Raw genomic sequence first — 23,838 nt, 5'->3', positions numbered from 1 at the left:
TATACGTTTAAATTGACTATTCGCTAAACGGTACAAAACAAGTCTATTAACTCTCACTTACTTGTCCCACGCATTTAGGACTTTTGCAACAGGTCTAATAATTTTAGTCACAATTGATCTAAAAGTAAGAAAAAGCGAGAAATAGGCATAAAGATTTATCCTCGCTTTTTGATTACCTAAGCTGTGAGAGTTGCGATCGCTCGATCCACAGCTTCCAAGGCAGTATTGACTTCCGCCTCTGTGACAATCAACGGTGGCACAAATCGGACTACTTTTGGCCCGGCTGGTACTAGCAATACACCTTCTTTGATGGCAGCATTGACGATATCTGCTGCGGTTATTTGAATATCGGCTCGCAATTCCAAACCGTTGATTAAACCCCAACCCCGAACTTCGCTAATGTGCTGAGGATATTTCGTTGCGATCGCTCTCAATCCAGATCGCAACTGTTCACCCCGTTCTTCCACATTCTGCAAAATATTTTCCCGTTCCAATGTCTGGCAAACACTGAGTGCCACACCACACACAAAAGGATTTCCGCCAAAGGTGCTGGCGTGTTCTCCTGGTTGAAAAACGTCGCAGAATTTCTTGCTGATCATTGCACCGATGGGGATACCGCCACCTAAGCCTTTGGCACTGGTGAAAATATCCGGTTCAACGCCAAGATGTTCGTAAGCCCATAATTTGCCGCTACGCCCCATGCCAACTTGCACTTCGTCAAAAATTAACAAAATGCCAGTTTCATCGCAAATTTGCCGCAGCTTTTTGAAATAGGCAATATCTCCTGGACGCACACCGCCTTCTCCCTGTAATGGCTCGATCAGAATCGCTGCTACCCGATAATCGCCTTCATCCAACTCGCTAATCGCTACTTCCACAGCGTTAATATCATTGTAATTTACGTAGTGGAACCCAGGAACCAAGGGATCGAAGTACTTTTGATACTTCGGTTGTGCTGTAGCAGTAATCGTTGCCAAAGTCCTTCCGTGGAAACTGGCATTGGCAGTTAGAATAATCGGTTTTTCAATGTCTAATACTGTGTGGGCGTATTTCCGCGCCAGTTTAATTGCAGCTTCGTTAGCTTCAGCTCCAGAGTTGCAGAAAAATACGCGATCGGCACAGGAATGATCAACAAGCCATTTTGCCAATTCACCTTGCTCAGGAATGTAATACAAATTAGAGACATGGTGCAGCTTTTGGATTTGGCGTGTTACCGCTTCTACCATCGCTGGGTGGGCATGTCCTAAAGTACAAGTAGCAATTCCCGCTACAAAGTCCAGATATTCCCGTCCCTGCGTATCCCAAACCCGGCATCCAGCACCCCGTTCTAGGGCTAAGGGAAACCGAGCGTAGGTAGACATGACAGCTTCACTAAAGCTATCTGTATCAAAGGGACTAGATGCTACAGACCCTGAATCTGGGGGGATGGTGGCTTGGTCAACGAGAGTTTGTAGGCTCACTACCGCTCCTCCTGAAAGTTTTTCATTATATAGTTATTTACTAGTTTCCTAGAAATCCCTAAAAAATACTTTTTATTTAGCACAACTCGTACTTTTTCTTAAACTAACGCTTATGTAACCTCAAAGGCATGGCGATGGTGAAAAAAACTTTGTACTCAACACTTGAGCAATAGTATAAGTGACAGGCAATTTGCGTAGGCCTAGCCAAAGTTAGGCATTGCAAGTCTTGGGTAGAGTCTAGGGGTTTTCTCACTGATGTCCAAGCCTGACTTGTCAAATGCCAGCCTGCGGTTTTGACAGCGCTAAGACACATGAGGAAATTTACCTTGCTATGTGCGGGAAAACTGCAAAAAAGCTAAGTACAGCATTTCATTAATTCGTAGCGAATTAAATTTAGCAATACCTTGCAATCCCAATATAATGTTAATGCGTCCTCTTACAATGCCAATACATCCCGATACGATATTAATGCGTCCCTTTACAATGCCAATGTATCGAGATGCATTAAAAACGCTACGCTTTTACGCATCTTCATACAGAATTGCTATAAGAGAGTTGCAAATTATTGACGGTGATCTATACGAATTATGAATTAGTTATGATGCCTTAAATCTGTGGTTGGAATTATTTTTCTGTGATTTTCAGTTCATCAATATTCCATAAAGTTTCTCCCAAAGCAGAAAATTTGATGGGATTGACACGTTCACGCACCGCCTGAAACGAGATTGGATTCACAAGGCAGAATATCGGCAACTGTTCTGCAACGATTTGCTGAAATCTGTCATAAATTGCCTTGCGCTTGCTCTGGTCCAGTTCTTTAAATCCTGCCCCAAAAAGACTGTCAATTTCTTTCTCCCATTCAGAAACTACCCATCCTTGGAGTGGGGGTTTTCCTGGTAAAGCACATTGGTTGAACGGATGAAATGAGCCTTGACTAGTCCAAAATAAAGATAGAAGATTAGGTTCAACATCTGCACCGTCAACACCAAACGCACCGACATAACAATCCCAATCTCGACGAGAGAGTAGCTTTTGCAATACTATGTTAAAACTGAATACCTGCATATCTGCTTTGATACCAATTTGACTGAGGTCTTGTTGGATTTGAACTGCGGCATCGATTCTTGATTGATCTTCTGATTTCACTAAGAGATTGAATTGCACCCTATTTCCATTTTGGTCTAACAGTTCTTTTTGGGAGTTATACTTAAAACCAGCCTCTAACAACATCTGCCTAGCTCTCTGGGGATTATAATCATAAACTTTTAACCCTGCTGCTGGGGACAAATAATAGGGACTTTGAAGCCGTGAGAGGTTTACCATCTGACCATTTCAACCCTGTTTTTAAGGTAAAAATAATTCGCTTTTGATCAGCAGATATTGACCAAGATTCTGCCAGTGCCGGCTCCAACTTGGTAGTTATAACATTCTCATCGAGCAATCCCTTATAAATTAAAGAAAAAACACTGTATGGAGAATCATTAATCGCAAAGTTAAAAGTAGTCGGGTCATTTAGCGAAACTAGAACTAATTGAGGTACTTGAGATGCTTTGCTTTTCATTTGTGTCAGGTGACAGCTTGTAAGCAAAAAACAACAAGATAGCAGCAAACCAATTAGCAAATTCAGAGGTCGAATAACAGCAGCAATCATCTCTAGTTATCTACCTTACAGCTACTATCTACACAGTACAGTATGGTGATTGAGCAGTACTAGAACTATGCCAGTAGACGAAAAAGTTCTGCGTTAGCGTACCCCTATGGGGAAGCAAGCTACGCGCAGCATCTCGTAGAGAAGGTATCGCCTTCGGTGGGCGCTTTGCGCCATCGCTCTGGTGGAGTGATTTGTAAGAGCTGATTTATACCTAAAAAATTGTAAGCAATACGGGTTTTTTGATAATTATTTTAGGCTTGTATCATCAGTAAAGCTAATAAATTAATGGAAGAAGCAATACCAACGCTCTCTCTAAAAAATGCTTCTGGCCATTAGAACTTCATGTAAAGTTAAAGATGAATATTTTTAAATCTTAGGAGTATTGAGTTTGGACTATTAGTTTGGATAACTTGTAGTTTAAATGTACTAAAAAGGACGAATGGTATAAAGTTAGTAGAAAACTAGAAAAATTAGGCTAAAAGTACTATTGTTACGTCATTCTCAACACTTGAGCAAAAATATCAACGTATCCAAAAAGAGTTAATGGCTGGGGCGATCGCTCTTGGCGGTGTTTTCTTGATTGGCACTTTGTGGTTTTGGCTAGTGGAGGGCTGGTCATGGGAAGATGCGGCTTACATGACAGTGATTACTCTAGCGACTGTGGGATATGGAGAGACGCATCCACTAGGTAGCCGAGGACGATTATTTACAATTGCCCTGATTTTGTTGGGTGTAGTCAATATTGGTTACATTGTCAACAGATTTACAGAAGCGATCATTCAAGGCTACTTTCAACAAGGAATTCGGCTACAGCAGCAGAGGCGATTAATGGAATCTCTATCAGAACATTACATTATCTGTGGATTTAGTCGGACTGGTCGGCAAATTGCCAAGGAATTTCGGACAGAAGGTGTAGCTTTTGTAGTAATTGATTCGGAGACGGAATCAATACAAAGGGCGCAGACTGAAGGTTATACAGCATACCAAGGTGACGCTACATTAGATGACACACTCCTAAAAGTTGGTATTGAACGGGCGATGTGTATCGTTGCAGCCCTTCCTTCAGATGCCGAAAATTTATATATTGTTTTATCAGCAAAAACACTGAATTCAGGAATTCGGGTGATTGCACGGGCAAGTACAGAAGAGGCTTTGCAGAAGTTACGACGCGGTGGTGCAGATGAAGTGATATCCCCCTATATTACTGGGGGGAAGCGGATGGCTGCTGCGGCACTCAGACCGCAGGTGTTGGATTTTGTAGACGGGATTTTAACTGGTGCAGACCGCCAGTTGTATATGGAAGAATTTTTACTCGACCCAGCTTTCTGTCCTGTTGTCGGTCAAAGTTTGCAAAAGGCGAGATTGCGATCGCAATCTGGAGCATTGGTTCTGGCAATTCACCGTGTTGATGGGACTTTAATCGGTGGCCCCACTGGCGATACGATTTTAATGCCGGGAGATCGGCTAATTGTTATGGGTACAGCAGAGCAGTTACGTAGCCTAAATCAAATTCTCGGCCCAATGAATTCTATGAAACTGCGACAACCGAAAAATAACTGATGGCTCGGCTGCAATGGCTCAAATTCGCGCCAGTGTGCGTAGTTTACCGCCGCAGGCATCGCGGTGTTAAAACTAATTCACTAATTCTCCCCCTTAGTTAACACACTGAAGCAGAAATTGGTAGCTGGGTTTGATTGTAAATTTAGACGAAAGTCGATAGCGATCACCTTTTCAAAAATTGTAAAATTTGCTAATAAAAAATGCCTGGAAGTAGAAATCAGGGCTTTACCCATCAATGAAGGAAGGGTGAGATGAGCGATCACACGTTTGGGCGCAAGAAAGCAAGTACATCAACTTTTTCAAATCCATCGCTTGTCTCACCAACGACTCCGACGCTGGCAAACCCAGTACGAGGCTTTGGTTTACCAACGAATAATGTCATCCAAACAGCAACAAAAGAATCAACCAACCTTCAAGAAGTGCAGCCTGCTGGCGAGCAATCCTTGTTATCACAAGCCATTCAGCAACGGTCTTTTGGTCACGATATTGGTCACGATATTAGTCGCATATCGTTGCATCGTCCTCAGGCAAAACTTACGGTGGGAGAACCAGGGGACAAGTATGAGCAGGAAGCGGATCGGGTTGCAAATCAAGTGATGCGGATGGTTGTGCCAGACAAACTTAACGCTCCTACCGTACAGCCTGTACAAGATTCCTTGCAGCGCAAATGTGCAGCTTGTGAACAGGAAGAAGAGAAAGTACAAACTAAGCCATCCATACAACCTGGTACTGATGCTGGCTTACAGGCAGGAGATAATATTGAGAGTCGGCTCAATAGTAGTAAAGGTGGGGGAAGCCCGTTGCCGGATGAGGTGCGAAGCTTCATGGAACCTCGCTTTGGTGCCGATTTTAGCTCCGTGCGGGTGCATACAGACAGTGAAGCGGTGCAGATGAACCAGGATCTCAGCGCTCAAGCGTTCACGCACAAGCAAGATATTTACTTTGGAGCCGGAAAGTCTTCTGCAAAAGATGCGTTGACTGCTCATGAATTAACCCATGTGGTGCAGCAGACGGGTGCGGTTCAAACCAAGCAAGTTTCTGAACAGACAACTGTTCAGCTAAAGTGTTTAGCTTGCGAAAATGAGGAAGCGCAAGTACAGAGGTTGCCCTATTTTTCAGCAGTTTCTGAACCTGCGATACAAAGGTGGTCACTTTTTGATGATGACGAAGACAAGCAAGAATCAGAAAGTAGTTCAGGCGGAGGTATCTTAGACTGGGCAAAAGAGAAAGCTGGTGGAGCCGTAGATACTGTCACGCAAGCCGGAAGCGATGCCTATGATTGGGCTAAAGAGAAAGGTGGTGCAGCCGTAGATACCGTCACTCAAGCTGGAAACGATGCTTATGATTGGGCTAAAGAGAAAAGCGGTGCAGCCGTAGATACCGTCACTCAAGCTGGAAGCGATGCCTATGACTGGGCGAAAGAAAAAGCCAGTGGAGCCGTAGATTCTGTCACTCAAGCTGGAAGCGATGCCTATGATTGGGCGAAAGAGAAAGGTAGCGCAGCTGTAGATTTAGCTACCGACGTTGGCGGACAAGCTCTAGATTTGATTTCGAATCCGTCTAATGTTCAAGTGGATTGGAATAGCGAACCTGGGATGATATTGAAAGCTTGGGCTAGCCATCTCGATCCAGAGATTGCACAGGATATTCGTGGCAAAAATCCCGCAGATCTGTACAACTTGGTAGATGTTCCTCAACAAGTCCAGCAAGCAGCTGAAGAATTAGCAAAACAAGCAAGAACGAACACGGCACAGAGTGTAACACCAATGGATATAGCACCGGATGTTACACAAGTGAACATGCAACCGGCTTTAACACCACTACCAGGACCTGGTGGTACACCTGGTCCAATCAGCGGTGTATACCCAGTTGGAACTGGTGCTGGTGCTGGTGCTGGTGCTGGTGCTGGTGCTGGAACTGGTGCTGCTACTGGTGCTGGTGCTGTTGGTATTGGTTTTTTGGCTATTTTAGGACTAATTATTCTTGCAGTTTTAACATGGAGTTCAACCACAATCGTCAAAGATAAAGACGAGAATAAAATGCTTGAAGAGGATCGGAAAAGAGATGAGGATTGGAAAAGAGATGAGACTGAACCAGTAACCGACTCCGCATCAGGAAAACCACGTACTATACCTGTGATGGAGGAGGGTCTTTCCTCAAGCGACCAAGAAATGTGGAAGAAATGTTACGAACTGCACGAGAAGTATAAAGACCTACAGGATAGTAACGCAGTACTCTCCAGTCAAATTAAATCCCTTCAAGATGACTACAATAACAATCGACTCACACCCGAGAAAAAACTAGAGCTGTGTGCACTCCTTGCTAAGCTAATTCCTGAGGTCGAACGTCTGCTCAACATGCGGCGAAGTTACATAGATGATGGATGTGATAAAATAGACTGGTTTAAGAGAGGCACTACTGAGTCATATCGCCGAATGCGTCACATTGGCGAATTAGAAAATGTTAACAGGCAATTGGACAAACTCAAGGAGTTGCGCGGAAAAATCCCATGCTGATGATGAACACAGACACCATGATCGCCTCTGTCCGCACCGCGTGGTCCCTCATCCCACCACCGCCTGTAGAGGACTTGCAGTACATGGCATGGGGATGGGGTGAGGAAGCTTGGCGGGCTTTCGTCGGCATCGCACCCGTGGAAGTGGATATCTCATCGCCAGGCTTCTTGGCGTGTACGCCGTTGCTTGATTTGCCACCTGCTACTGCTGCTGCGTATCTGGGGACGTATCTTTTGTCGCTGCTGGATGGACTGAAGTTTCAGGAAGATTGCGGCATCTTTTACGATATACTCACACGCGCTCATACTATCCACTGTCTCAGTGAGCCGGACTTCTGGCAGACAGTTATCCGCCCTTACTTGCCTGCGGAGTGCCGACAGACCTTGGTGGAGTTCTGTTCCTACCTTGCCTCGTGCCGAGAGTTACTTGCCTTGTCCCAAGAACAGATCGACCTAATTGTGGCGTTGTCGGTGGAGGATTTGCCTCCGCAAATGCGATCACTGATCGTTTGAGTTGAGGTGCGTAGATTTACCGCACTTCGGCTGTTGAATGCGATCGCCAATTTCCTAACGACTGTTTTAAAAGTCAAGCGATCGCTACCAGAAAATGTGATTCGCGTTTTGGGATTTTGAAAGTGGATTAATGAAATTAACACAAGCGATCGGGCTATGGCTGTTAAATGCGATCGCTGACGTTTGAGTTTAAATATGGTCGCCAATCTTGTAAACTTGGCATAGCTGACAAAAGCACCCACGAAAAGCGTAGACGCACAGCGGCTTGTAGATAGACATTGCTTGCCACTTTCACGCCTGCTATCGCGCTACGGTATTTCAGATGAAGCATGACCGCAAGCACGCAAAGACGCAGGGAGGTGGGAATGCGGAGAATGACCAATACCCTATTCTCATTTCCTAAACTTTCCCAAACCGTCGTTCCCGTTGCTGGTAGGCACACAAAGCGCGGTGTAATTCAGCGCGGTCAAAATCTGGCCAGAGAGTATCAGTGATGTAAATTTCCCCATAAGCCATTTGCCAGAGCAGGAAATTAGAAAGACGCATTTCTCCACTGGTGCGGATTAACAAATCTGGGTCAGTAATTCCGGCTGTGTATAAGTGGCTTTCAAACACCTGTTCGTCAATTTCATCAGGTTGTATTAGACCTTGCTGGACTTGCTTTGCGATCGCCTGACAAGCTTGTAAAATCTCTTGCCGTCCGCCATAATTAGTTGCTACAGAAAACCGGATACCGCGATTATCCTTAGTTTCTTCCATTGAACGGGAAATTTCTTGTTGGAGCGATCGCGGCAAGTCTTGCAAATTTCCCACAAACTTAATTTGAACATTCTCTTCGACCATTTCCCGCAGTTCTTGGCGCAAAACTCTTTGAAATAGAGTCATCAAAAAATCTACTTCTTCCTGCGGTCTTTTCCAATTCTCCGTTGAAAAAGCATAAGCTGTCAGTGCCTGAATTCCCCAATCCTGACAACAGCGAAGTAGATCCTTTAGAGCATCTACTCCTTGCTTATGACCCAAAATTCGGGGTAGACCCTGACGTTTAGCCCATCGACCATTACCATCCATAATCACTGCAACGTGCTGCGGCAATAGTTCTCGTTTTAAATCAGTAGGTAAATCTTGCTGTTTAGTTTGTTGTGCTGTCATTTTTTATCTCGAGAAGCGGTCGATGGTAATCTGAGTAAACGTGAAACTAGTCCTAGTGTCTTCCCACCTATCCGACGAACAAAACTCAACAGACCAGGAGCAACTGCTTCCCTATCTACGGTTGGAGACAAAACAGCCTCTAATGACTCTTTGAGCGTCCTAATCGTCAGCGGTCTATTTAGGGTTCCCCGTTCCGCTAAGGAGATAGAACCCGTTTCTTCAGAGACAACCACACAAATGCAATTTTCGACCCGCTCAGTAATTCCCATTGCAGCCCGGTGGCGTGTTCCCAACTGGCGCGAGGCTGTGCGTCCCGAAAGTGGTAAAATTATACCTGATGACACGATCCGTGAGCCACGAATCAATGTCGCTCCATCGTGTAACAAAGTTTTCGGCTGAAAAATTGTCTGAATTAGTTCTTTAGAAACTTCCGCATTTAGCTTTACCCCTGGCACAGAAAAATCTCGCTCATCAATTGGCCCTGTGGTTTCCACAATTAGTAAAGCTCCAATGCGGTTTTTTGACAATTCTTTAACAGCCTCAACAATTTCATCAATTACACTATCAGATTTGGGGATTGCCAGACGGTCGGGTTGAAACAGCTGGCGAAATTCGCCACGCCCCAATTGCTCCAGAAACCGCCGAAACTCAGACTGTAAAGCAACTGCCATCGCTACAGCACAACCAATCACCAACTTTTCTAGTACAAAACTTAGCAGAGGTAGTCCGAATCTGCCACTTAGTCCTGAGGCTAGCATTAAGATAATGAATCCCCGCATTATCCATAGTGTCCGGCGCTCACTAATAATAACTAGTATCATGTACGTCAGCACCAGCACTAAGACAATATCCAGAGTCCCAAGTAGCAAGGACTGTGACCACCCCAGGTTTGTCAGCCATTGCTTCCACCAATCTCTCATGACATCTGGATTAAACTTTTGCCTCTAATTACGGTTGGTCGTTTGTCATCTCTTACAAAGTTCTGTTCGCCCTTGGCGTTGCTGTAGGCATCGCTGGAAGCCGGCGCTCAACGCCAGTTCGCCCAAGTCGGGAAACCCTGACTGTGCGACTGGCTTGACTTTGCGCTTTGTCCTTTGTCATTTGCAAATGACTAATGACCAAAGACAAATGACTAAATTTTTAGTCTTTCTGGTAGGCGATCTTGTCGAATTAAATCTTCATAAGTTTCACGTTGCAAAATTAAATTTGCTTCGCCATTCGCCACTACGACTGCTGCCGGTCGGGGCAAGCGGTTGTAGTTAGATGCCATACTGTAATTGTACGCACCAGTTCCCATAACTACGAGAATATCCCCTGGTTCAGTCTTTGGAAGTAGAGCATTTTTAATCAGAATATCTCCTGATTCACAATGTTTACCAGCAATTGTGACTGTTTGGCTTAAGGGAGAAGACATTTTATTGGCAACGACTGCCCGATAAACTGATTGGTAAGTAATCGGGCGGGGATTGTCAGACATTCCTCCATCAATTGCCACGTAGGTACGAATTTCTGGGATGACTTTGGATGAACCAATAGTATAAGCAGTAACGCAGGCTGTGGCAATTAGCGATCGCCCCGGTTCGCTAAGTAATTTCGGCAAAGGCAGATTTTCGGCTGCACAAGCTGCTTGGATTACTTCACAAATCGCTTTCACCCACTCTTCAATGCTAGGGGGATCGTCTGATTCTATATACTTAATCCCTAAACCGCCACCAACATTTAACTCTGTAATCTTTAACCCATACTTCGCAGCATCTCGCAGCCACTGCACCATGACGGCGGCCAAATCTTGATGCGGTTGGCGCTCAAAAATTTGGGAACCAATATGAGCGTGTACACCTACGCAATTTAAGGTAGATTGTTGACTGACAAAGGTAAAGACTTCATCTAAATCGTTGGGATCAAAGCCAAATTTACTATCTAAGTGTCCCGTGCGAATATATTCGTGGGTGTGACACTCGATACCGGGAGTTAGCCGTAGCATGATGCGAATTGGTTGAGCAGGTTGGGCGATTTCGACAAGGGTATGCAATTCATACCAGTTATCCGCCACAATGGTGACACCAGACTTGATCGCTAAAACTAATTCTTCACGAGATTTATTATTTCCGTGGAGGTAGATTTTCTCTTGACTAACACCCGCTTGCAGGGCGGTATAAAGTTCGCCCCCAGAAACTACATCGATTCCCAGACCCTCAGAGGCGGCGATCGCACAAACTGCTAAACAATTCCAAGCTTTTGAGGCGTACAATACTTGAGATTCACCTTTGTAGTATTGCTTGAAAGCATCTCGGTATTGCTGGCAAGCCGAACGTAGGGTTTCTTCATCTAAAATATATAAAGGTGAACCAAACTGTTCAACTAAAGTCGTGACATCACACCCACCAATTTCCAAGAGGTCATGATCATGAACTCTGGCAGTCAAGGGTAAAAGTTCTTGATTAGGCGATGGATTTGCCTTGGTGTCGTGTCTTTGAGGTAAATATTGACTTCCAGAATGTTGAACCCCAGTGGGGTGAGTCGATACCATAACTATAAAAGTTTTCCTTGTTCAAATTACAGGCTTTGAGTTCATCTCCCGATTCCCAGTTTACAAAGGGTTTGTAACGTTATTCAATAAATGTGATCTCATTAGATTTAGAAATTAAATTACTCACCCCAGAACATCTGAGTGCGTTATTGGAACTGGATCGAGTCTGTTTTGGTGGTCTATGGACAATGGAGGGCTACCAACGAGAGTTGGACAGTCCTAACAGCGATTTGCTGGGTTTATTCTCTCCTGTCTATAATTCGAGACTGCTGGGGATGGGTTGCTTTTGGTCAATTTTAGAAGAAGCTCACATTACAATTTTGGCGGTTCATCCCGAATATCATCGTCAAGGTTTAGGACAGGCTTTATTATATTCACTCATTAAGACAGCTTGCGATCGCAAAATGGAGCGAGCTACCCTCGAAGTGCGAGCTTCCAACTTGGGGGCTATATCTTTATATCAAAAATTTGGCTTTAAAACAGCGGGGCGGCGGCGGCGTTACTACCAAGATAACCATGAAGACGCTTTAATCCTTTGGCTACCAGATTTACAACACCCCAAATTTCAAGCAACTTTAGACCAGTGGTATTCCATTGTCAGCGATCGCTTAGACAAATCCTCTTGGCACTTGCTTTTTAAGTAGTTGGGCATTATTAATGTTTGAATTAGGAACTTCTAACAAATAAATTATCCAATCTTGTGGGGATATTTTTTTATTTGTCAGTCCCTTATTGGGGCTGGGGATCAGCCTCTGCAAAAAAATGCAACTTTGCTACGCCAATCTTCATTTAAATATTCTATCAAAAAAATGCATTGCATAAGTAAAATATATGTTAATGATTTTTGCTTGATATTAATAAATATATATGTTAAATATAAATGTTTGGGATTGAGTAAAGAAACCCTTAATCTAAACAGTCAGCTATTTATAATAAGTCCCAAAAACGCTGGTGAACTAAAGCTCCTCAGTACACTAGCCAGATAAGAGTAGTCAATAGTTAACAATTAGCCCATCAACCCAAATCATAGGTTCAGGATGTCTATAATCTGTTATACAGGCATCCAAAAGCTTTGCCTGTGCTAAAATCAGCATACCGGCACGACCGCAGATGATGGGATAAAGCCATGTTTGAGCGCTTCACAGAAAAAGCCATTAAGGTAATCATGCTGGCCCAAGAAGAGGCCCGCCGTTTAGGTCACAACTTTGTCGGAACCGAACAGATCCTCTTGGGTCTGATTGGCGAAGGCACTGGAGTGGCTGCTAAGGTGCTGAAATCAATGGGCGTCAATCTCAAAGATGCCCGAATTGAAGTTGAAAAAATTATAGGACGGGGATCGGGCTTTGTTGCTGTGGAAATTCCGTTTACGCCACGAGCAAAGCGAGTTTTAGAACTCTCATTGGAAGAAGCACGCCAACTGGGGCATAACTACATTGGCACCGAGCATCTGCTGTTGGGCCTAATCCGCGAAGGGGAAGGCGTCGCAGCCAGGGTGCTAGAAAACCTTGGTGTGGATCTATCTAAGGTAAGAACCCAAGTCATCCGCATGTTGGGAGAAACTGCCGAAGTTTCACCAGGCGGTTCATCCGGGCGCACAAAAACCCCGACTTTGGATGAATTTGGCTCCAACCTTACCCAGATGGCGATTGACAATAAGCTCGATCCAGTGGTAGGACGCGCCAAAGAAATTGAGCGGGTAATCCAGATATTGGGTCGCCGAACCAAAAATAACCCAGTGCTGATTGGGGAACCAGGGGTTGGTAAAACAGCGATCGCTGAAGGTTTAGCTTCACGCATTGCCGGCAAAGATGTCCCTGACATCCTCGAAGATAAACGCGTTGTGACGCTGGATATTGGTTTACTCGTAGCAGGAACCAAGTATCGGGGTGAATTTGAAGAACGCTTGAAAAAAATCATGGATGAAATCCGCTCTGCGGGTAATGTCATTCTCGTGATTGATGAGGTACACACCTTAATTGGTGCGGGTGCAGCAGAAGGTGCGATTGACGCAGCGAATATCCTCAAGCCAGCTTTGGCCAGGGGTGAGTTGCAGTGCATCGGCGCTACAACCCTAGATGAATACCGGAAGCACATCGAACGAGATGCAGCGCTAGAGCGGCGTTTTCAACCAGTAATGGTTGGTGAACCTACAGTTGATGAAACAATTGAAATTTTATATGGTTTGCGCGAACGCTACGAGCAACACCACAAACTGAAAATCTCCGACGAAGCATTGGTAGCGGCGGCGAAATTGTCAGACCGTTACATCAGCGATCGCTACCTTCCAGATAAAGCCATCGACTTAGTTGATGAAGCTGGTTCTAGAGTGCGCTTGATTAACTCCCAACTGCCACCCGCAGCTAAGGAGTTAGACAAAGAACTGCGTCAGATATTAAAAGAAAAAGATGACGCGGTACGCTCTCAAGACTTTGACAAAGCTGGAGAATTGCGCGATCGCGAAATGGAAATCAAAGCCGAAATTCGGGCGATCGCTCAAAGCAAGACTAATGCAACTGGCACTGAACATGAAGAACCCGTAGTTACAGAAGAAGACATTGCCCACATTGTCGCTTCCTGGACTGGGGTACCGGTGAACAAACTCACCGAATCTGAATCTGAAAAGCTGCTGCACATGGAAGACACCTTGCACCAGCGTTTAATTGGTCAAGACGATGCTGTGAAAGCAGTTTCACGAGCTATCCGTCGCGCTCGTGTTGGTTTGAAAAACCCCAATCGACCCATAGCTAGCTTTGTCTTCTCTGGGCCTACTGGTGTAGGTAAAACCGAGTTGGCGAAGTCCTTGGCTGCTTACTTCTTCGGTTCCGAAGAAGCGATGATCCGCTTGGATATGTCCGAATACATGGAGCGTCACACCGTCAGTAAGCTGATTGGTTCACCTCCAGGTTATGTTGGTTATAACGAAGGTGGTCAGCTGACCGAAGCCGTGCGGCGGCGTCCTTACACCGTAGTGTTGTTCGACGAAATCGAAAAAGCACACCCTGATGTATTCAACATGCTGCTGCAAATTTTGGAAGACGGTCGGTTAACTGATGCCAAAGGTCGCACGGTGGACTTCAAAAACACCTTGCTGATTTTAACTTCCAATATTGGTTCTAAGGTAATTGAAAAAGGCGGTAGCGGTATCGGCTTTGAATTCTCCGAAGATGCTAGCGAGTCAACTTACAACCGGATTCGCTCTTTGGTGAACGAAGAATTGAAGCAGTACTTCCGTCCAGAGTTCCTCAACCGACTCGATGAAATTATTGTCTTCCGTCAGCTGAGCAAACCAGAGGTGACACAAATCGCCGAAATTATGCTCAAGGAAGTATTTGGTCGTCTAACTGAAAAGGGTATCACCTTAGAAGTCAGTGATCGCTTCAAGGATCGTTTGATCCAAGAAGGTTACAGTCCCAGCTACGGCGCAAGGCCATTACGTCGGGCAATTATGCGCCTGTTAGAAGATAGCCTAGCAGAGGAAATTCTGTCTGGTCGCATTAAGGATGGCGATACTGCCCTTGTTGATGTGGATGAAAATGGCGTTGTGCAAGTTAGTTCTCAACAGCGTCGTGAATTGTTACCCCAAGGTGTTGAGTAAGATTTAGGATTTGGGATTTAAGTCTCAAATAAAGAATTAGAAAACGGTAGAGTATTTATTGCTCTACCGTTTTTATTTATAGCTATTTTGCTACCCACAGATTGATTGTAAGATATAGATATTTTTTGTGAAGTCAAATTTTTTTATTCTAACAGATATATTAAACTTTTTTACTTTTTCTACTGTCAAAGAAGTGACAGAGAGAAATATTCAATATAATTAGGACTCAGCTTGAAAAGCTATAACTATAAATATGAGATAGTAAAGATGAATAGATTACATCTTGGATTTACAAATAAAGAAATAGTGAATCAATTGAAATTACAATTAATGCAGAAGTGGCAACATAAAAAAATAAAGGGATTTTCATCAACGTTTAAAAATTTGCAGACGAGTGAATATCTGATTTCAGTTGAAACAGATTCAAAAGAAGTAGAAGATTTACTTCAAAATTCTGGTGGAAGATTTTTAACAAACGAGGAATATGAAGCTTTGACAGCTTACTCTAAAGGTGATAATGGAACTGATATTCACAATATCCAATAGAAATTGCTGGACAAGAATTTTTATCCCTATCTACCTAGTGGAATTTTTGATGAAGATACAGAACTGGCAGTGAAAGATTTTCAGCGAACAAATAGACTTCCAGTAACCGGTATTGTGAATGAAGAAACTATGAAAAAATTAAGGGAGTAATCAGTAGTAGATTCGTGTATGTTTTAGGAAAAACTAAAAAATACCATAGTAATATTGTATTTCTAATATCCTGGCTTTTTTCCTGCACCACAATTAGTACATTTAACCCAACCGTCACTTTTATAATTAATTCCGTAATGTTGTAAACTATTCCTACTATCAACAGTTTGAGAGCAGTTCCAACAATGATTTATGTAAACATTGTAATTATGATTTCTACCGTCTAATCCAGAAATACCTGAACATTCTATTGGATCAGCATTTGGACACCAAAAAACTGTTATCTCCTGTGTAGTTGAATACTTACTGTATTCAGGATTGAATGCCATTAGCTCTCCACAAAATTTACATTTTAATCTCTGAGAATTGTTTTGTACAAAATTAGCCCAAGCTTTAATTTTTCGTATATATTTATCTACATCTAAAGTAACTCGTGGAAATTGAATTTGAATACTTTTAGCAACTAAAAAATGTCTAAGGTTCCACTTGTAACATTAGCATCTTGTTTAAGATAATTTTCACTACATTTAATATCACGTTTATTAAAATACAAATCATCAGAATTTGTGATCTGAGAGATAAAACCATAATCATTGGGGCGACCTGTTTTTGAGTTCAATCCGCCATACCATTTAACTTTTCCAACTTCTCTATTCATATTCTGGTAAACCCTAGTTTTAAATATTTATCTAAATTTAATACAGATAAAAATAATCAGTTTACGTATAAATACTTATTTTCTGATTAATTTTGTATTAATAAAGAAGTTTTAATAATTTTAAGTATGATTACTATATTATTAAAATAATTATATACTCGACTTTTTTGTGGTTACTTAGCTGTTACGTCAAGCTAAACCAATTACCCTACCCAAATACTTAGAATGTACTATGAAGTATGCGATCGCCTTTCGCATCTGATTTCAGATATTATTCACCGAAATGATTGGAGGATATGACCGTTATGGGATGTTTTTTAATGAACCTATAGGTTATAGAATCAATCCAGATGGTAGCCGTATTCTACTTTACTATAAGGAGATAAAAATCAATGCAGACGACCAATACCACTTCATCCCCCGCACAAGACCGAGTGAAGAATAACTGGGAATTTACAGAAGTATAGATAGATCCAATGTTATCCCCTCCATATATTCTTTTATTGCTTTGCAACAGTAAAGATAACTGTCAAGTTTATGATCTGGCGCAGGGTTATAAAATTGTATTTTTCAGTAATGACTATAATGCAGCCAAGTTATGGTTACTAGAAGATGAGTATGAACCAATTGAAGGTAGGCTTTTAGCTGCGGAATTAGCCTAAGTTACTAGAGAGAATATCACCGCATGATTGACGCTGGCATTTTGAGCGATCGCAAAGTTGAACTACTCAAAGGAGAAATTGTCGAAATCTTCGCAGAAGGAGAACCTCACGCTTATAGTAGTGGTGAAGCTGGTGACTATTTAGCAAAGTTATTAGCTGAACGTGCCAAAATTCGTCATGCTAAACCAATTACTCTACCCAACAACTCGGAACCCGAACCAGATATTGCTATTGTCCAACCTTTAGGACGCGAGTATCGACAGCATCATCCCTATCCAGAAAATATTTTCTGGTTGATTGAGTACGCTAACTCTAGTTTAGAAAAGGATTTAGAGACAAAAAGCAAAATCTATGCAGAAGCAGGTATCTTAGAATATTGGGTTGTTAATCTAAAAAAGTTACACTTGGCGGTGTATCGAGAAATCTTAAATGGAGAGTATGTGACAAAACTGACATTGACTGGGGGAATAATTCAACCGCTTGCATTCCCAGATGTTTCTATTGTAGTGGAACAAATTATTAACAGCTAAGATAATTTACAGCTTTTTTTATTCTTTTGAACTACAAGAAGGTAAAGACACGAAATTGGACTGAGCTTCGCCGCACCACGTTAAGGCATCTCTACAAAGGTTCTAGATAACGTCTATTTTTTAATTTCACCAGATATTTAATAACCTTTCGCAAGATATTTGATGCAGAGACACGATTTTACTCGCATCTCTACAATGTCTTTTCATGAGTTTTATTCTGCGTTCACAAATTCCAAATATCCATTGCTAAGTTCTTTAACTGCCAAATCATAAAATTGCTTACCATGTTCTGGCGTTGCCAAAGCCGGATTTGATCCCATACGTCCATCTGGATAACGCACTCGAAAGTCAGCAGCGCTATAAATCCTATGTCCGCTTGCAACTTCTGGTGAAAGGGGTGCTTGCTTAATCGCTTCTGGATAAACGTACTGGGTGAGGGCTACTTCGCTTGGCGTTGCATGAGAACCTTCTTGATCCCCATATAATTCTTTAGCTAGCTTATATACAGAACCGCACATAAACCAGTTTGCCACTTGACATTGCACCTGTTGAGCATTGGCAATCTGCAAATCTTCTAAATGAGCATAAGTTTCTGAGAAAGCAGCTTTGAGAGTAGCAATATTACCGCCGTGTCCGTTAATAAAGTAGAATTTGTTAAAACCAACTTTGGCTAAACAAGTTACATAATCTCGCACGATTTGAATTAAAGTGCTGGGACGCAGACTGATTGACCCAGGAAAAGCGGTATGGTGTAATGCCATCCCCACATTGATTGTAGGCCCAACGATCGCTTGGGTTGCATTACCCACACCGGCTGCGATCGCTTCTGCACAAATAGCATCAGTACCAATTAACCCTGTTGGCCCGTGTTGTTCTGTGGAACCAATAGGAAAAATAATCCCCTTTGACTGCTGTAAATAAGCTTCGACTTCTTGCCAAGTACTTAAATGCAGTAACATTGTTAATGATTTTCCTCAATAAAATTGCGGTGGGATCAAACCTTTTGCTGCTAAACAGCATCTTCTGTAACTAAACTCCCACTAACACGATTATGAACTCTCTGGATTTTTTCTGCTGGCGATCGCACAAGATCCCCGACTTCGCAAAAGTTGTCGGGGATCTTTAATTTACTGCCAAATTTGGAGAGAATTAGACGAGCTATTTCTATGAATATTGTTTAGGGAATGGAGTCGCAACGAGTTTTGACACAGATAGATATAAACAATTTTCCGATTCTGCCATTTTATCATACGATACTCGCCGCGAACCTTCCCAGAATATAAATCAAAATTGATTTATGAAATGTTGCTTTTCTAGATAATCAAGAAAAAGAGTCGATCGATTTTGATTTTTGACTACTCAAAGTAATAATGCTTCTTTACGTCGCTTGTAATTTCCCATGTACAGGACATCCCAGTGAGAAAAATCACTAAATCGCCCTTACCCATTTGCCCTGGTTCTCCGCCATCAGGAGTAACAAGTACGTCACCTTCTAAAAAATAGCAAGTTTCTTGAGAATCATAAGTCCAAGGAAATTTTGAAACTTCCTTTTTCCAAATTTCCCATTTAAATAAACCTAATTCATTAAGATATTCTTGTGTGGGTTGATGCTCAATTTTAATTTCCATATTGGTTTTTTCTAGTTATATTCAGCAGTAAGATTGAATATCCTCTCCACACTGATCTACTAGATAACACAAAGCGCGAAAACGCAAGTAGACAAGTTCGTTGTAAAGCGGATTCAGCTTGCACATTGGCGGAATGTGTCCTATTTTGTGACCAAAAAGCATGAGATCACGCTCAAATGGACACTGGGCGGGAATTAGTTTAGCAATAAATCTAGCTAATTTCCGATTCTGAATCTCAATTTTGTCGAGCCATTGACGTAATGGTTGCAGTAAATCTAATTTGGGTTGAGCAAATTGCTTTTTACTACCTGCTTGATTCTTTTCTTCTAAAGGTTTAATAAAAGCAGGCAGAAAAATACGCTGATTCTGTGTTTTAAGCATAGTTTTAGGTAAGGTCTTCTTTGTAAATATGAACTATTTGCCGATTGAGAATATCACCATGTAATATGTTTAATCAATTTGCACTGTGCTTGGAGATTAAGAAGCAAAGTAAGCATAATGCAAACAATTTACATGCATCTTTGGGAAGAGAAATGGTTTAACTAATTGTTATTTAAGCCCACCAAATCATGAAGAACTGTCCCGTTAAATACAAAATAACAAAGAAAATATAAAAATGGCATTTCTTTAACTTATGGATTTCTAATCTTCAAAATAGCAATCTTATATATTAAATATAAATGCCTGGTTCGTAAACTGACTAGTATCTAAAGATGTAGTTTATGGTACACAAACACAGTTTTGTTCTGACCCTACATACATTTTGCTAGGATTAGCCCTTAATATCTTTCGATTTTAGGGTATTGAATATCTATAAATTTGTCTAATATGCTACACAAGCTAACCTAGATATTATCTAATAAGTAGCCATAAATCGATTGATAAGTCAAAATTAATATAAGAACTTATACAAGAGCAAGGGGCACTTCTACTGAATAGTTATACACAGTTTTTATAATCAGTTTTGTCCAACTACTCACTGTGAGATTTTGCTGTCAGCACGATCCTTTGTAGAAAAGTATTGGTTATTCTCCCCAGTCTTCACTTCCTGATTATGAAAAACTTATTAACTTATTATTTAAAATATCTTAATCCAGTACTAACTTGATATTTGCTGATATATTCTACATTCTGTTGCTCTAATTTTGACAGCAATTTAGATGGAAATGTTTTTGGTGAATATGTAGGACTATACCAAGGTTGGTTATTAAAGTAATTTTGCAATTCAGTATTATCAAAACGGCGGCCATGAATAGCAAAGATCGAATTTCGCATAATATCTAGTTCAAAACCGCTTTTACCATTTAAATCTGCATCGGTTACAAGTCTTTGAGAAAGCCAGAAATAATTGTTGAGAGTCGTGGTATTAACTGGCGGTATTGATGTAGTCGAGGAAGGTGATTGAGTTGCAACAGATGGGTTAGTTGGTGTAAATGTGGGAGTTTCTATCACTGGACTTGTAACATTTGACGGTGTTTTTGAAGGTAATACCGTTTTGTCTGCTGTCGATTGAGAAGATTTTGGTAACACTTGACTAATAATCACAGATGCACCAATTAACCCACCTGCAATCAAACTACCCATGAGAATATTATTCTGACTATTACTATTTTGAGAGCTAGGCTGTGGTTTGACAGGTACTGTCTGAGGTGGCGGTGCAGAGACTACAGTTGGTTGAGTAAAGAGGGGTTGCGTCGGTGGAATTGGATTTGCTATGCTCTGCAAAGAATCCAGCATTGCTCTGGCTGTGGGATAGCGATCGCGTGGATGATAAGCGATCGCCCGATCGATTACTCTTGCCATAATTGGGCTAACATGACTGGCATATTGCTGCCAGACAATTTCACCCGTTTGAGAATCAGTTTCTAGTTGTTGCGCTTGTTTACCAGTCAGCAAATAAATTACCGTCATTCCTAAACTGTATAAATCACTAGAAAAAACCGGTCTACCTGCGGCTTGTTCGCTCGGCATATAGCCAGGTGTACCAATCACAATCGAACTAGTAGGATTACCTTGAGAATTTATTACTGTTCCCATTGACTCCCGCACAGCACCAAAATCAATCAGCACTGGTTTAGCATCCCGATGACGCACAATAATGTTATCCGGCTTAATATCGCGGTGAACGATATGTCTAGAGTGAACGTAATCCAGGACAGGTAATAAATTCATGAATAATTCCTGGACAGCGCCTTCACTAAATAGCCCCTGCTTCTGGACTTTTGCGGTTAAGGTATCACCTTCAACCCATTCTTGAACTAAGTAAAATTGTCCACCTGAAGAGAAGTAGGCATATAATGCCGGAATTTGGTCATTTGCCCCACCAAGTTCTTCTAAAATAGCTGCTTCGCGTTGAAACCTCTCTTGCACTAACTGGTAAATTTGGGGATTATTGTGAATCGGTCTTAGCTGTTTAACCACACAACAACGCTTTGAAGGCATATAGGTGTCTTCAGCTAGATAGGTTTCACCAAACCCACCAGCGCCCAGTGTGCGGATAACTTGATAGCGGTCGTTCAGCAGCTGTATTGTCATGGGAGATTACAAGCAATATTCATAAGATAGTTTTCCCCAAAACTACCTTCATTTCAAATCTAGTAAACCTTCTTCTTTCAATTTAGGATTGAAGCGAATCTGCATTTGCAAACCGCGCACTTCTAATAATTGCGTTGAAATTTCTGCTTCTACTCTCCGTGCCACATTTTTAAGAACTTTTATTTGTGCTAATTCATCATTAGCTGGATTTTGATAATTTGCCCGTTCTTCAGCTGTCATTAAGACTTTGACATCAATGGGATGAGTCCATTTTTCCTTTTGATCCCCATTACCCCAAGGCACACTGTTATTTTCTGCAATCCAAGCATTTTCAGTATTTTCTAAAATTGTGCGACTAGGACGTTCAATAGTTTGAACTTTTACCCAATAGCATTGCTGTGGCTGACGGACTAAATGTTGCTTGAGGCTAAGATAAACATCACGGGAGTATCCTACAAATTGAAGTGCTTTTTCCTGGTCAAATATAGCATATACACCGATTTTACCCTGAAATTGTTGGGGTAGTTGGCCGCGATTGTCTATATAAGGTATATATTCCAAAGTTGCCAAAGAAGAAAGATTTGTTTCAGAAGCCATACATCAAATATCAAACTTACTATTTGCCTTCAAAATTGAAAATTACGAATTAGGGAAAATTAATCCATTACTCAATCAATTTTTGGTAAATTGCACAAAGGCGACTCGGTTTAAAAATCTTAGCAGTGAACATGAAATTCGGAGGTACATTGATGATGACATACTCATCAGATTCATGATATTTTTCAAATTCTGCTGGCATTCCTTTTGTAGTAGCTAAACTATAAGGAACTGGTTGGAAAAGTAATTCTGTAAATTTAAGTTGCTTGCATCCCAACTGTTGACAAATTTGGTTCAAGAAAGCAACGCTTGCCAATAAATTGAATAGAGTTTCTTGAGCCTGTGCTTCAAGAGTGAAACTACCATCAAACTTCTGAATGATTTTAAGGGACATTTTATGTATTAATAGCTAGTTATTAACGACTAACTGATGATAGAGAATAGGCAACATTTACACATGGATGATCAGATCATCCAAAAAGGCTAGGCAACTAAGTCTATCTTTCTTTTTGTGCAGATGTGTTTGGTGAAAAATCACCACTTTAAAGCCTATTGGATTGTAAGACTTCTGTCAGCTATGCGAGAAGCTGGTATGGTTAAGAATCGTGAAGTTTAGAAGATTTCAAAGATAAGCTGTAGCGCACCTAATTTGCATAAAATGAGAATAGGTAAAAATAGGGTGTATTCATTGTTATGCCAGTAAGAGGTTTCTTAACAAGCTCACAAACTTTAGAGCTACAAACAGCGTTACGTAAAAGTGAATGCTCAAGCGTTACGTAAAAGTAAGTGCTCAATAGTTAGAGAGCGAGTATTAATATTGCTACTGATGAATGATGGTAAAACATATCAAGAGATTACGGATTTTATCGGTTGTAGTTACCAGACAGTAGCATACTGGGCAGTATACGGAGACCCGAATAATTTGGATAGCTTTAAAGATAAAAGAGAATCAGGAAATTTTCGGAAAGTAACAGAAGAATATATTGAGTTACTTCTGGAAGTAATAGAAAAATCACCGGGTGATTATGGATATGAATTTCGTCGTTGGACAGGAGAAAGACTAGCAACGTATTTAGAATTACAAACAGGTATAAAACTAAGTGGCTCCCAAGTGAGGAGAATATTACATGAAAAAAAGTACGTTTACCTTTGGGCAAAATATAGCCTAGAAGATAAGCTAAGAAAAAAGAGACATTAGCAGAAATAGAAAAGAATTTACCAAATATACAATTATATTTTTTACCAGCTTACAGTCCTGATTTTAATCTTATTGAACTAGTTTGGCATTCAGCGAAAGAATATATAGCTCATCGCCTATTTAAATCAGTAGAGCAGCTAAGAAGTCTATTAGACAGATTATTAAACCAAGAAGAGTTAATAATTAAATGGAAGAGAAAAATCAAATATAAGGGTAATGCTGTTATTGCAAGTTAAATGCGTAACAGCTAAATTCATTATCAAAACAAAAAGCCCGAAGCAGTGAAGTGAGCAAGGGGCTGATTGTTTGAGTTATGAAACCTGGCATCGAGCTATTTTTGCGTAGGGCAACCCCTAAACTA

25 protein-coding genes and 1 pseudogene are annotated in these 23,838 nt (G+C 41.5%); 11 read left to right on the top strand and 15 right to left on the bottom strand.

Going from position 1 to position 23,838, the window contains the following annotated elements:
* Positions 1 to 176: 176 nt before the first annotated feature.
* The 3 genes from V7K56_RS08620 to V7K56_RS08610 all read right to left on the bottom strand — a co-directional run bounded on the left by V7K56_RS08620 (position 177) and on the right by V7K56_RS08610 (position 3,021).
* The gene (locus tag V7K56_RS08620) at positions 177 to 1,460 is read right to left on the bottom strand and encodes an aspartate aminotransferase family protein (protein WP_334909499.1); all 1,284 of its coding nucleotides are present in this window, start codon (positions 1,458 to 1,460) and stop codon (positions 177 to 179) included.
* A gap of 624 nt (positions 1,461 to 2,084) precedes the next feature.
* Complete coding sequence (locus V7K56_RS08615) at positions 2,085 to 2,783, bottom strand: ABC transporter substrate-binding protein (protein ID WP_334909497.1); 699 nt, start codon at positions 2,781 to 2,783, stop codon at positions 2,085 to 2,087.
* Positions 2,716 to 3,021 (bottom strand): ABC transporter substrate-binding protein, encoded by a 306-nt coding sequence (locus V7K56_RS08610; protein WP_334909495.1) that lies wholly within the window; start codon positions 3,019 to 3,021, stop codon positions 2,716 to 2,718. The genes V7K56_RS08615 and V7K56_RS08610 overlap by 68 nt, the downstream gene beginning before the upstream one ends.
* Before the next feature lie 633 nt (positions 3,022 to 3,654).
* Here V7K56_RS08610 and V7K56_RS08605 point away from each other — a divergent pair.
* The 3 genes from V7K56_RS08605 to V7K56_RS08595 all read left to right on the top strand — a co-directional run bounded on the left by V7K56_RS08605 (position 3,655) and on the right by V7K56_RS08595 (position 7,699).
* Complete coding sequence (locus tag V7K56_RS08605) at positions 3,655 to 4,671, top strand: potassium channel family protein (RefSeq protein ID WP_334909493.1); 1,017 nt, start codon at positions 3,655 to 3,657, stop codon at positions 4,669 to 4,671.
* Between the two features lie 251 nt (positions 4,672 to 4,922).
* Positions 4,923 to 7,187: an eCIS core domain-containing protein gene (locus V7K56_RS08600; protein ID WP_334909492.1), complete on the top strand. Its 2,265-nt coding sequence runs from the start codon at positions 4,923 to 4,925 to the stop codon at positions 7,185 to 7,187.
* Positions 7,187 to 7,699 (top strand): hypothetical protein, encoded by a 513-nt coding sequence (locus tag V7K56_RS08595; protein ID WP_334909490.1) that lies wholly within the window; start codon positions 7,187 to 7,189, stop codon positions 7,697 to 7,699. Before V7K56_RS08600 ends, V7K56_RS08595 begins: the two co-directional genes overlap by 1 nt.
* Positions 7,700 to 7,862: 163 nt before the next feature.
* Here the strand turns inward: V7K56_RS08595 and V7K56_RS08590 are convergent, their stop codons facing one another.
* The 4 genes from V7K56_RS08590 to lysA form a co-directional block, all read right to left on the bottom strand.
* Complete coding sequence (locus V7K56_RS08590) at positions 7,863 to 7,988, bottom strand: hypothetical protein (RefSeq protein ID WP_334909488.1); 126 nt, start codon at positions 7,986 to 7,988, stop codon at positions 7,863 to 7,865.
* Positions 7,989 to 8,098: 110 nt separating this feature from the next.
* Positions 8,099 to 8,848: an isoprenyl transferase gene (locus V7K56_RS08585; protein ID WP_334909486.1), complete on the bottom strand. Its 750-nt coding sequence runs from the start codon at positions 8,846 to 8,848 to the stop codon at positions 8,099 to 8,101.
* Positions 8,845 to 9,768 (bottom strand): diadenylate cyclase CdaA, encoded by a 924-nt coding sequence (cdaA, locus tag V7K56_RS08580; RefSeq protein WP_334909484.1) that lies wholly within the window; start codon positions 9,766 to 9,768, stop codon positions 8,845 to 8,847. Before cdaA ends, V7K56_RS08585 begins: the two co-directional genes overlap by 4 nt.
* 212 nt (positions 9,769 to 9,980) lie before the next feature.
* On the bottom strand, positions 9,981 to 11,378 hold the full coding sequence (gene lysA, locus V7K56_RS08575) for a diaminopimelate decarboxylase (RefSeq protein WP_334909482.1): 1,398 nt from the start codon (positions 11,376 to 11,378) through the stop codon (positions 9,981 to 9,983).
* 92 nt (positions 11,379 to 11,470) lie between these two features.
* On the opposite strand from lysA, the gene rimI reads away from it, so the two are divergent.
* The 4 genes from rimI (at position 11,471) to V7K56_RS37015 (ending at position 15,669) form a co-directional block, all read left to right on the top strand.
* Positions 11,471 to 12,022 carry a ribosomal protein S18-alanine N-acetyltransferase gene (rimI, locus tag V7K56_RS08570; RefSeq protein ID WP_334909480.1) on the top strand — a complete coding sequence of 184 codons (552 nt, stop codon included), beginning with the start codon at positions 11,471 to 11,473 and terminating at the stop codon, positions 12,020 to 12,022.
* Between the two features lie 482 nt (positions 12,023 to 12,504).
* Complete coding sequence (locus V7K56_RS08565) at positions 12,505 to 14,973, top strand: ATP-dependent Clp protease ATP-binding subunit (RefSeq protein WP_334909478.1); 2,469 nt, start codon at positions 12,505 to 12,507, stop codon at positions 14,971 to 14,973.
* A gap of 267 nt (positions 14,974 to 15,240) precedes the next feature.
* A complete protein-coding gene (locus V7K56_RS08560) occupies positions 15,241 to 15,519 on the top strand; it encodes a hypothetical protein (protein ID WP_334909476.1) in 279 nt (92 codons plus the stop codon).
* 3 nt (positions 15,520 to 15,522) lie between these two features.
* On the top strand, positions 15,523 to 15,669 hold the full coding sequence (locus V7K56_RS37015) for a peptidoglycan-binding domain-containing protein (RefSeq protein ID WP_442939956.1): 147 nt from the start codon (positions 15,523 to 15,525) through the stop codon (positions 15,667 to 15,669).
* A 62-nt stretch (positions 15,670 to 15,731) separates the two neighbouring features.
* Here V7K56_RS37015 and V7K56_RS08555 read toward each other — a convergent pair whose 3' ends face one another.
* Positions 15,732 to 15,998: a hypothetical protein gene (locus tag V7K56_RS08555; RefSeq protein WP_334909474.1), complete on the bottom strand. Its 267-nt coding sequence runs from the start codon at positions 15,996 to 15,998 to the stop codon at positions 15,732 to 15,734.
* A 134-nt stretch (positions 15,999 to 16,132) separates the two neighbouring features.
* Positions 16,133 to 16,327 (bottom strand): hypothetical protein, encoded by a 195-nt coding sequence (locus V7K56_RS08550; RefSeq protein ID WP_334909472.1) that lies wholly within the window; start codon positions 16,325 to 16,327, stop codon positions 16,133 to 16,135.
* A 283-nt stretch (positions 16,328 to 16,610) separates the two neighbouring features.
* Between V7K56_RS08550 and V7K56_RS37010 the strand changes: the two genes are divergently transcribed.
* The 3 genes from V7K56_RS37010 to V7K56_RS08540 are packed head-to-tail and all read left to right on the top strand — an operon-like array spanning position 16,611 to position 17,519.
* Positions 16,611 to 16,772, top strand: coding sequence for a DUF6972 family protein (locus tag V7K56_RS37010; RefSeq protein WP_442939955.1), 162 nt, complete (start codon positions 16,611 to 16,613; stop codon positions 16,770 to 16,772).
* Positions 16,773 to 16,803: 31 nt separating this feature from the next.
* Positions 16,804 to 16,989, top strand: coding sequence for a hypothetical protein (locus tag V7K56_RS08545; RefSeq protein ID WP_334909470.1), 186 nt, complete (start codon positions 16,804 to 16,806; stop codon positions 16,987 to 16,989).
* 23 nt (positions 16,990 to 17,012) lie between these two features.
* Positions 17,013 to 17,519 carry a Uma2 family endonuclease gene (locus tag V7K56_RS08540; RefSeq protein ID WP_334909468.1) on the top strand — a complete coding sequence of 169 codons (507 nt, stop codon included), beginning with the start codon at positions 17,013 to 17,015 and terminating at the stop codon, positions 17,517 to 17,519.
* 212 nt (positions 17,520 to 17,731) lie between these two features.
* On the opposite strand, the gene V7K56_RS08535 is transcribed toward V7K56_RS08540, so the two are convergent.
* From V7K56_RS08535 to V7K56_RS08510, 6 genes are all read right to left on the bottom strand, one after another.
* Positions 17,732 to 18,478 carry a creatininase family protein gene (locus tag V7K56_RS08535; protein ID WP_334909466.1) on the bottom strand — a complete coding sequence of 249 codons (747 nt, stop codon included), beginning with the start codon at positions 18,476 to 18,478 and terminating at the stop codon, positions 17,732 to 17,734.
* A 396-nt stretch (positions 18,479 to 18,874) separates the two neighbouring features.
* The gene (locus V7K56_RS08530) at positions 18,875 to 19,147 is read right to left on the bottom strand and encodes a cupin domain-containing protein (protein WP_334909464.1); all 273 of its coding nucleotides are present in this window, start codon (positions 19,145 to 19,147) and stop codon (positions 18,875 to 18,877) included.
* Between the two features lie 21 nt (positions 19,148 to 19,168).
* Complete coding sequence (locus V7K56_RS08525) at positions 19,169 to 19,528, bottom strand: Mo-dependent nitrogenase C-terminal domain-containing protein (protein ID WP_334909462.1); 360 nt, start codon at positions 19,526 to 19,528, stop codon at positions 19,169 to 19,171.
* A 693-nt stretch (positions 19,529 to 20,221) separates the two neighbouring features.
* A complete protein-coding gene (locus V7K56_RS08520) occupies positions 20,222 to 21,682 on the bottom strand; it encodes a protein kinase domain-containing protein (protein ID WP_334909460.1) in 1,461 nt (486 codons plus the stop codon).
* Positions 21,683 to 21,730: 48 nt separating this feature from the next.
* Entirely contained in the window at positions 21,731 to 22,279 is a 549-nt protein-coding gene (locus tag V7K56_RS08515; protein WP_334909458.1) for a GIY-YIG nuclease family protein, read from the bottom strand.
* Between the two features lie 67 nt (positions 22,280 to 22,346).
* The gene (locus tag V7K56_RS08510) at positions 22,347 to 22,673 is read right to left on the bottom strand and encodes a hypothetical protein (RefSeq protein WP_334909456.1); all 327 of its coding nucleotides are present in this window, start codon (positions 22,671 to 22,673) and stop codon (positions 22,347 to 22,349) included.
* A 363-nt stretch (positions 22,674 to 23,036) separates the two neighbouring features.
* On the opposite strand from V7K56_RS08510, the pseudogene V7K56_RS08505 reads away from it, so the two are divergent.
* Positions 23,037 to 23,713: pseudogene (locus V7K56_RS08505) on the top strand (transposase).
* Positions 23,714 to 23,838: the final 125 nt, after the last annotated feature.

The organism is Nostoc sp. (assembly GCF_036917535.1).
Taxonomy (GTDB): domain Bacteria; phylum Cyanobacteriota; class Cyanobacteriia; order Cyanobacteriales; family Nostocaceae; genus Nostoc.
The sequence above is the reverse complement of the archived record's forward strand: the minus strand, read 5'-3'. Positions and strand labels throughout refer to the sequence as shown.

Excerpts from the sequence above, each read along its gene's own strand:
- V7K56_RS08615 (WP_334909497.1), bottom strand. The coding sequence starts at position 2,783 with ATGGTAAACCTCTCACGGCTTCAAAGTCCCTATTATTTGTCCCCAGCA.
- V7K56_RS08610 (WP_334909495.1), bottom strand. The coding sequence starts at position 3,021 with ATGAAAAGCAAAGCATCTCAAGTACCTCAATTAGTTCTAGTTTCGCTA.
- V7K56_RS08605 (WP_334909493.1), top strand. The coding sequence starts at position 3,655 with ATGGCTGGGGCGATCGCTCTTGGCGGTGTTTTCTTGATTGGCACTTTG.
- V7K56_RS08600 (WP_334909492.1), top strand. The coding sequence starts at position 4,923 with ATGAGCGATCACACGTTTGGGCGCAAGAAAGCAAGTACATCAACTTTT.
- V7K56_RS08595 (WP_334909490.1), top strand. The coding sequence starts at position 7,187 with ATGATGAACACAGACACCATGATCGCCTCTGTCCGCACCGCGTGGTCC.
- V7K56_RS08585 (WP_334909486.1), bottom strand. The coding sequence starts at position 8,848 with ATGACAGCACAACAAACTAAACAGCAAGATTTACCTACTGATTTAAAA.
- cdaA (WP_334909484.1), bottom strand. The coding sequence starts at position 9,768 with ATGAGAGATTGGTGGAAGCAATGGCTGACAAACCTGGGGTGGTCACAG.
- lysA (WP_334909482.1), bottom strand. The coding sequence starts at position 11,378 with ATGGTATCGACTCACCCCACTGGGGTTCAACATTCTGGAAGTCAATAT.
- V7K56_RS08565 (WP_334909478.1), top strand. The coding sequence starts at position 12,505 with ATGTTTGAGCGCTTCACAGAAAAAGCCATTAAGGTAATCATGCTGGCC.
- V7K56_RS08560 (WP_334909476.1), top strand. The coding sequence starts at position 15,241 with ATGAATAGATTACATCTTGGATTTACAAATAAAGAAATAGTGAATCAA.
- V7K56_RS08555 (WP_334909474.1), bottom strand. The coding sequence starts at position 15,998 with ATGGCATTCAATCCTGAATACAGTAAGTATTCAACTACACAGGAGATA.
- V7K56_RS08550 (WP_334909472.1), bottom strand. The coding sequence starts at position 16,327 with ATGAATAGAGAAGTTGGAAAAGTTAAATGGTATGGCGGATTGAACTCA.
- V7K56_RS37010 (WP_442939955.1), top strand. The coding sequence starts at position 16,611 with ATGATTGGAGGATATGACCGTTATGGGATGTTTTTTAATGAACCTATA.
- V7K56_RS08545 (WP_334909470.1), top strand. The coding sequence starts at position 16,804 with ATGTTATCCCCTCCATATATTCTTTTATTGCTTTGCAACAGTAAAGAT.
- V7K56_RS08540 (WP_334909468.1), top strand. The coding sequence starts at position 17,013 with ATGATTGACGCTGGCATTTTGAGCGATCGCAAAGTTGAACTACTCAAA.
- V7K56_RS08535 (WP_334909466.1), bottom strand. The coding sequence starts at position 18,478 with ATGTTACTGCATTTAAGTACTTGGCAAGAAGTCGAAGCTTATTTACAG.
- V7K56_RS08530 (WP_334909464.1), bottom strand. The coding sequence starts at position 19,147 with ATGGAAATTAAAATTGAGCATCAACCCACACAAGAATATCTTAATGAA.
- V7K56_RS08525 (WP_334909462.1), bottom strand. The coding sequence starts at position 19,528 with ATGCTTAAAACACAGAATCAGCGTATTTTTCTGCCTGCTTTTATTAAA.
- V7K56_RS08520 (WP_334909460.1), bottom strand. The coding sequence starts at position 21,682 with ATGACAATACAGCTGCTGAACGACCGCTATCAAGTTATCCGCACACTG.
- V7K56_RS08515 (WP_334909458.1), bottom strand. The coding sequence starts at position 22,279 with ATGGCTTCTGAAACAAATCTTTCTTCTTTGGCAACTTTGGAATATATA.
- V7K56_RS08510 (WP_334909456.1), bottom strand. The coding sequence starts at position 22,673 with ATGTCCCTTAAAATCATTCAGAAGTTTGATGGTAGTTTCACTCTTGAA.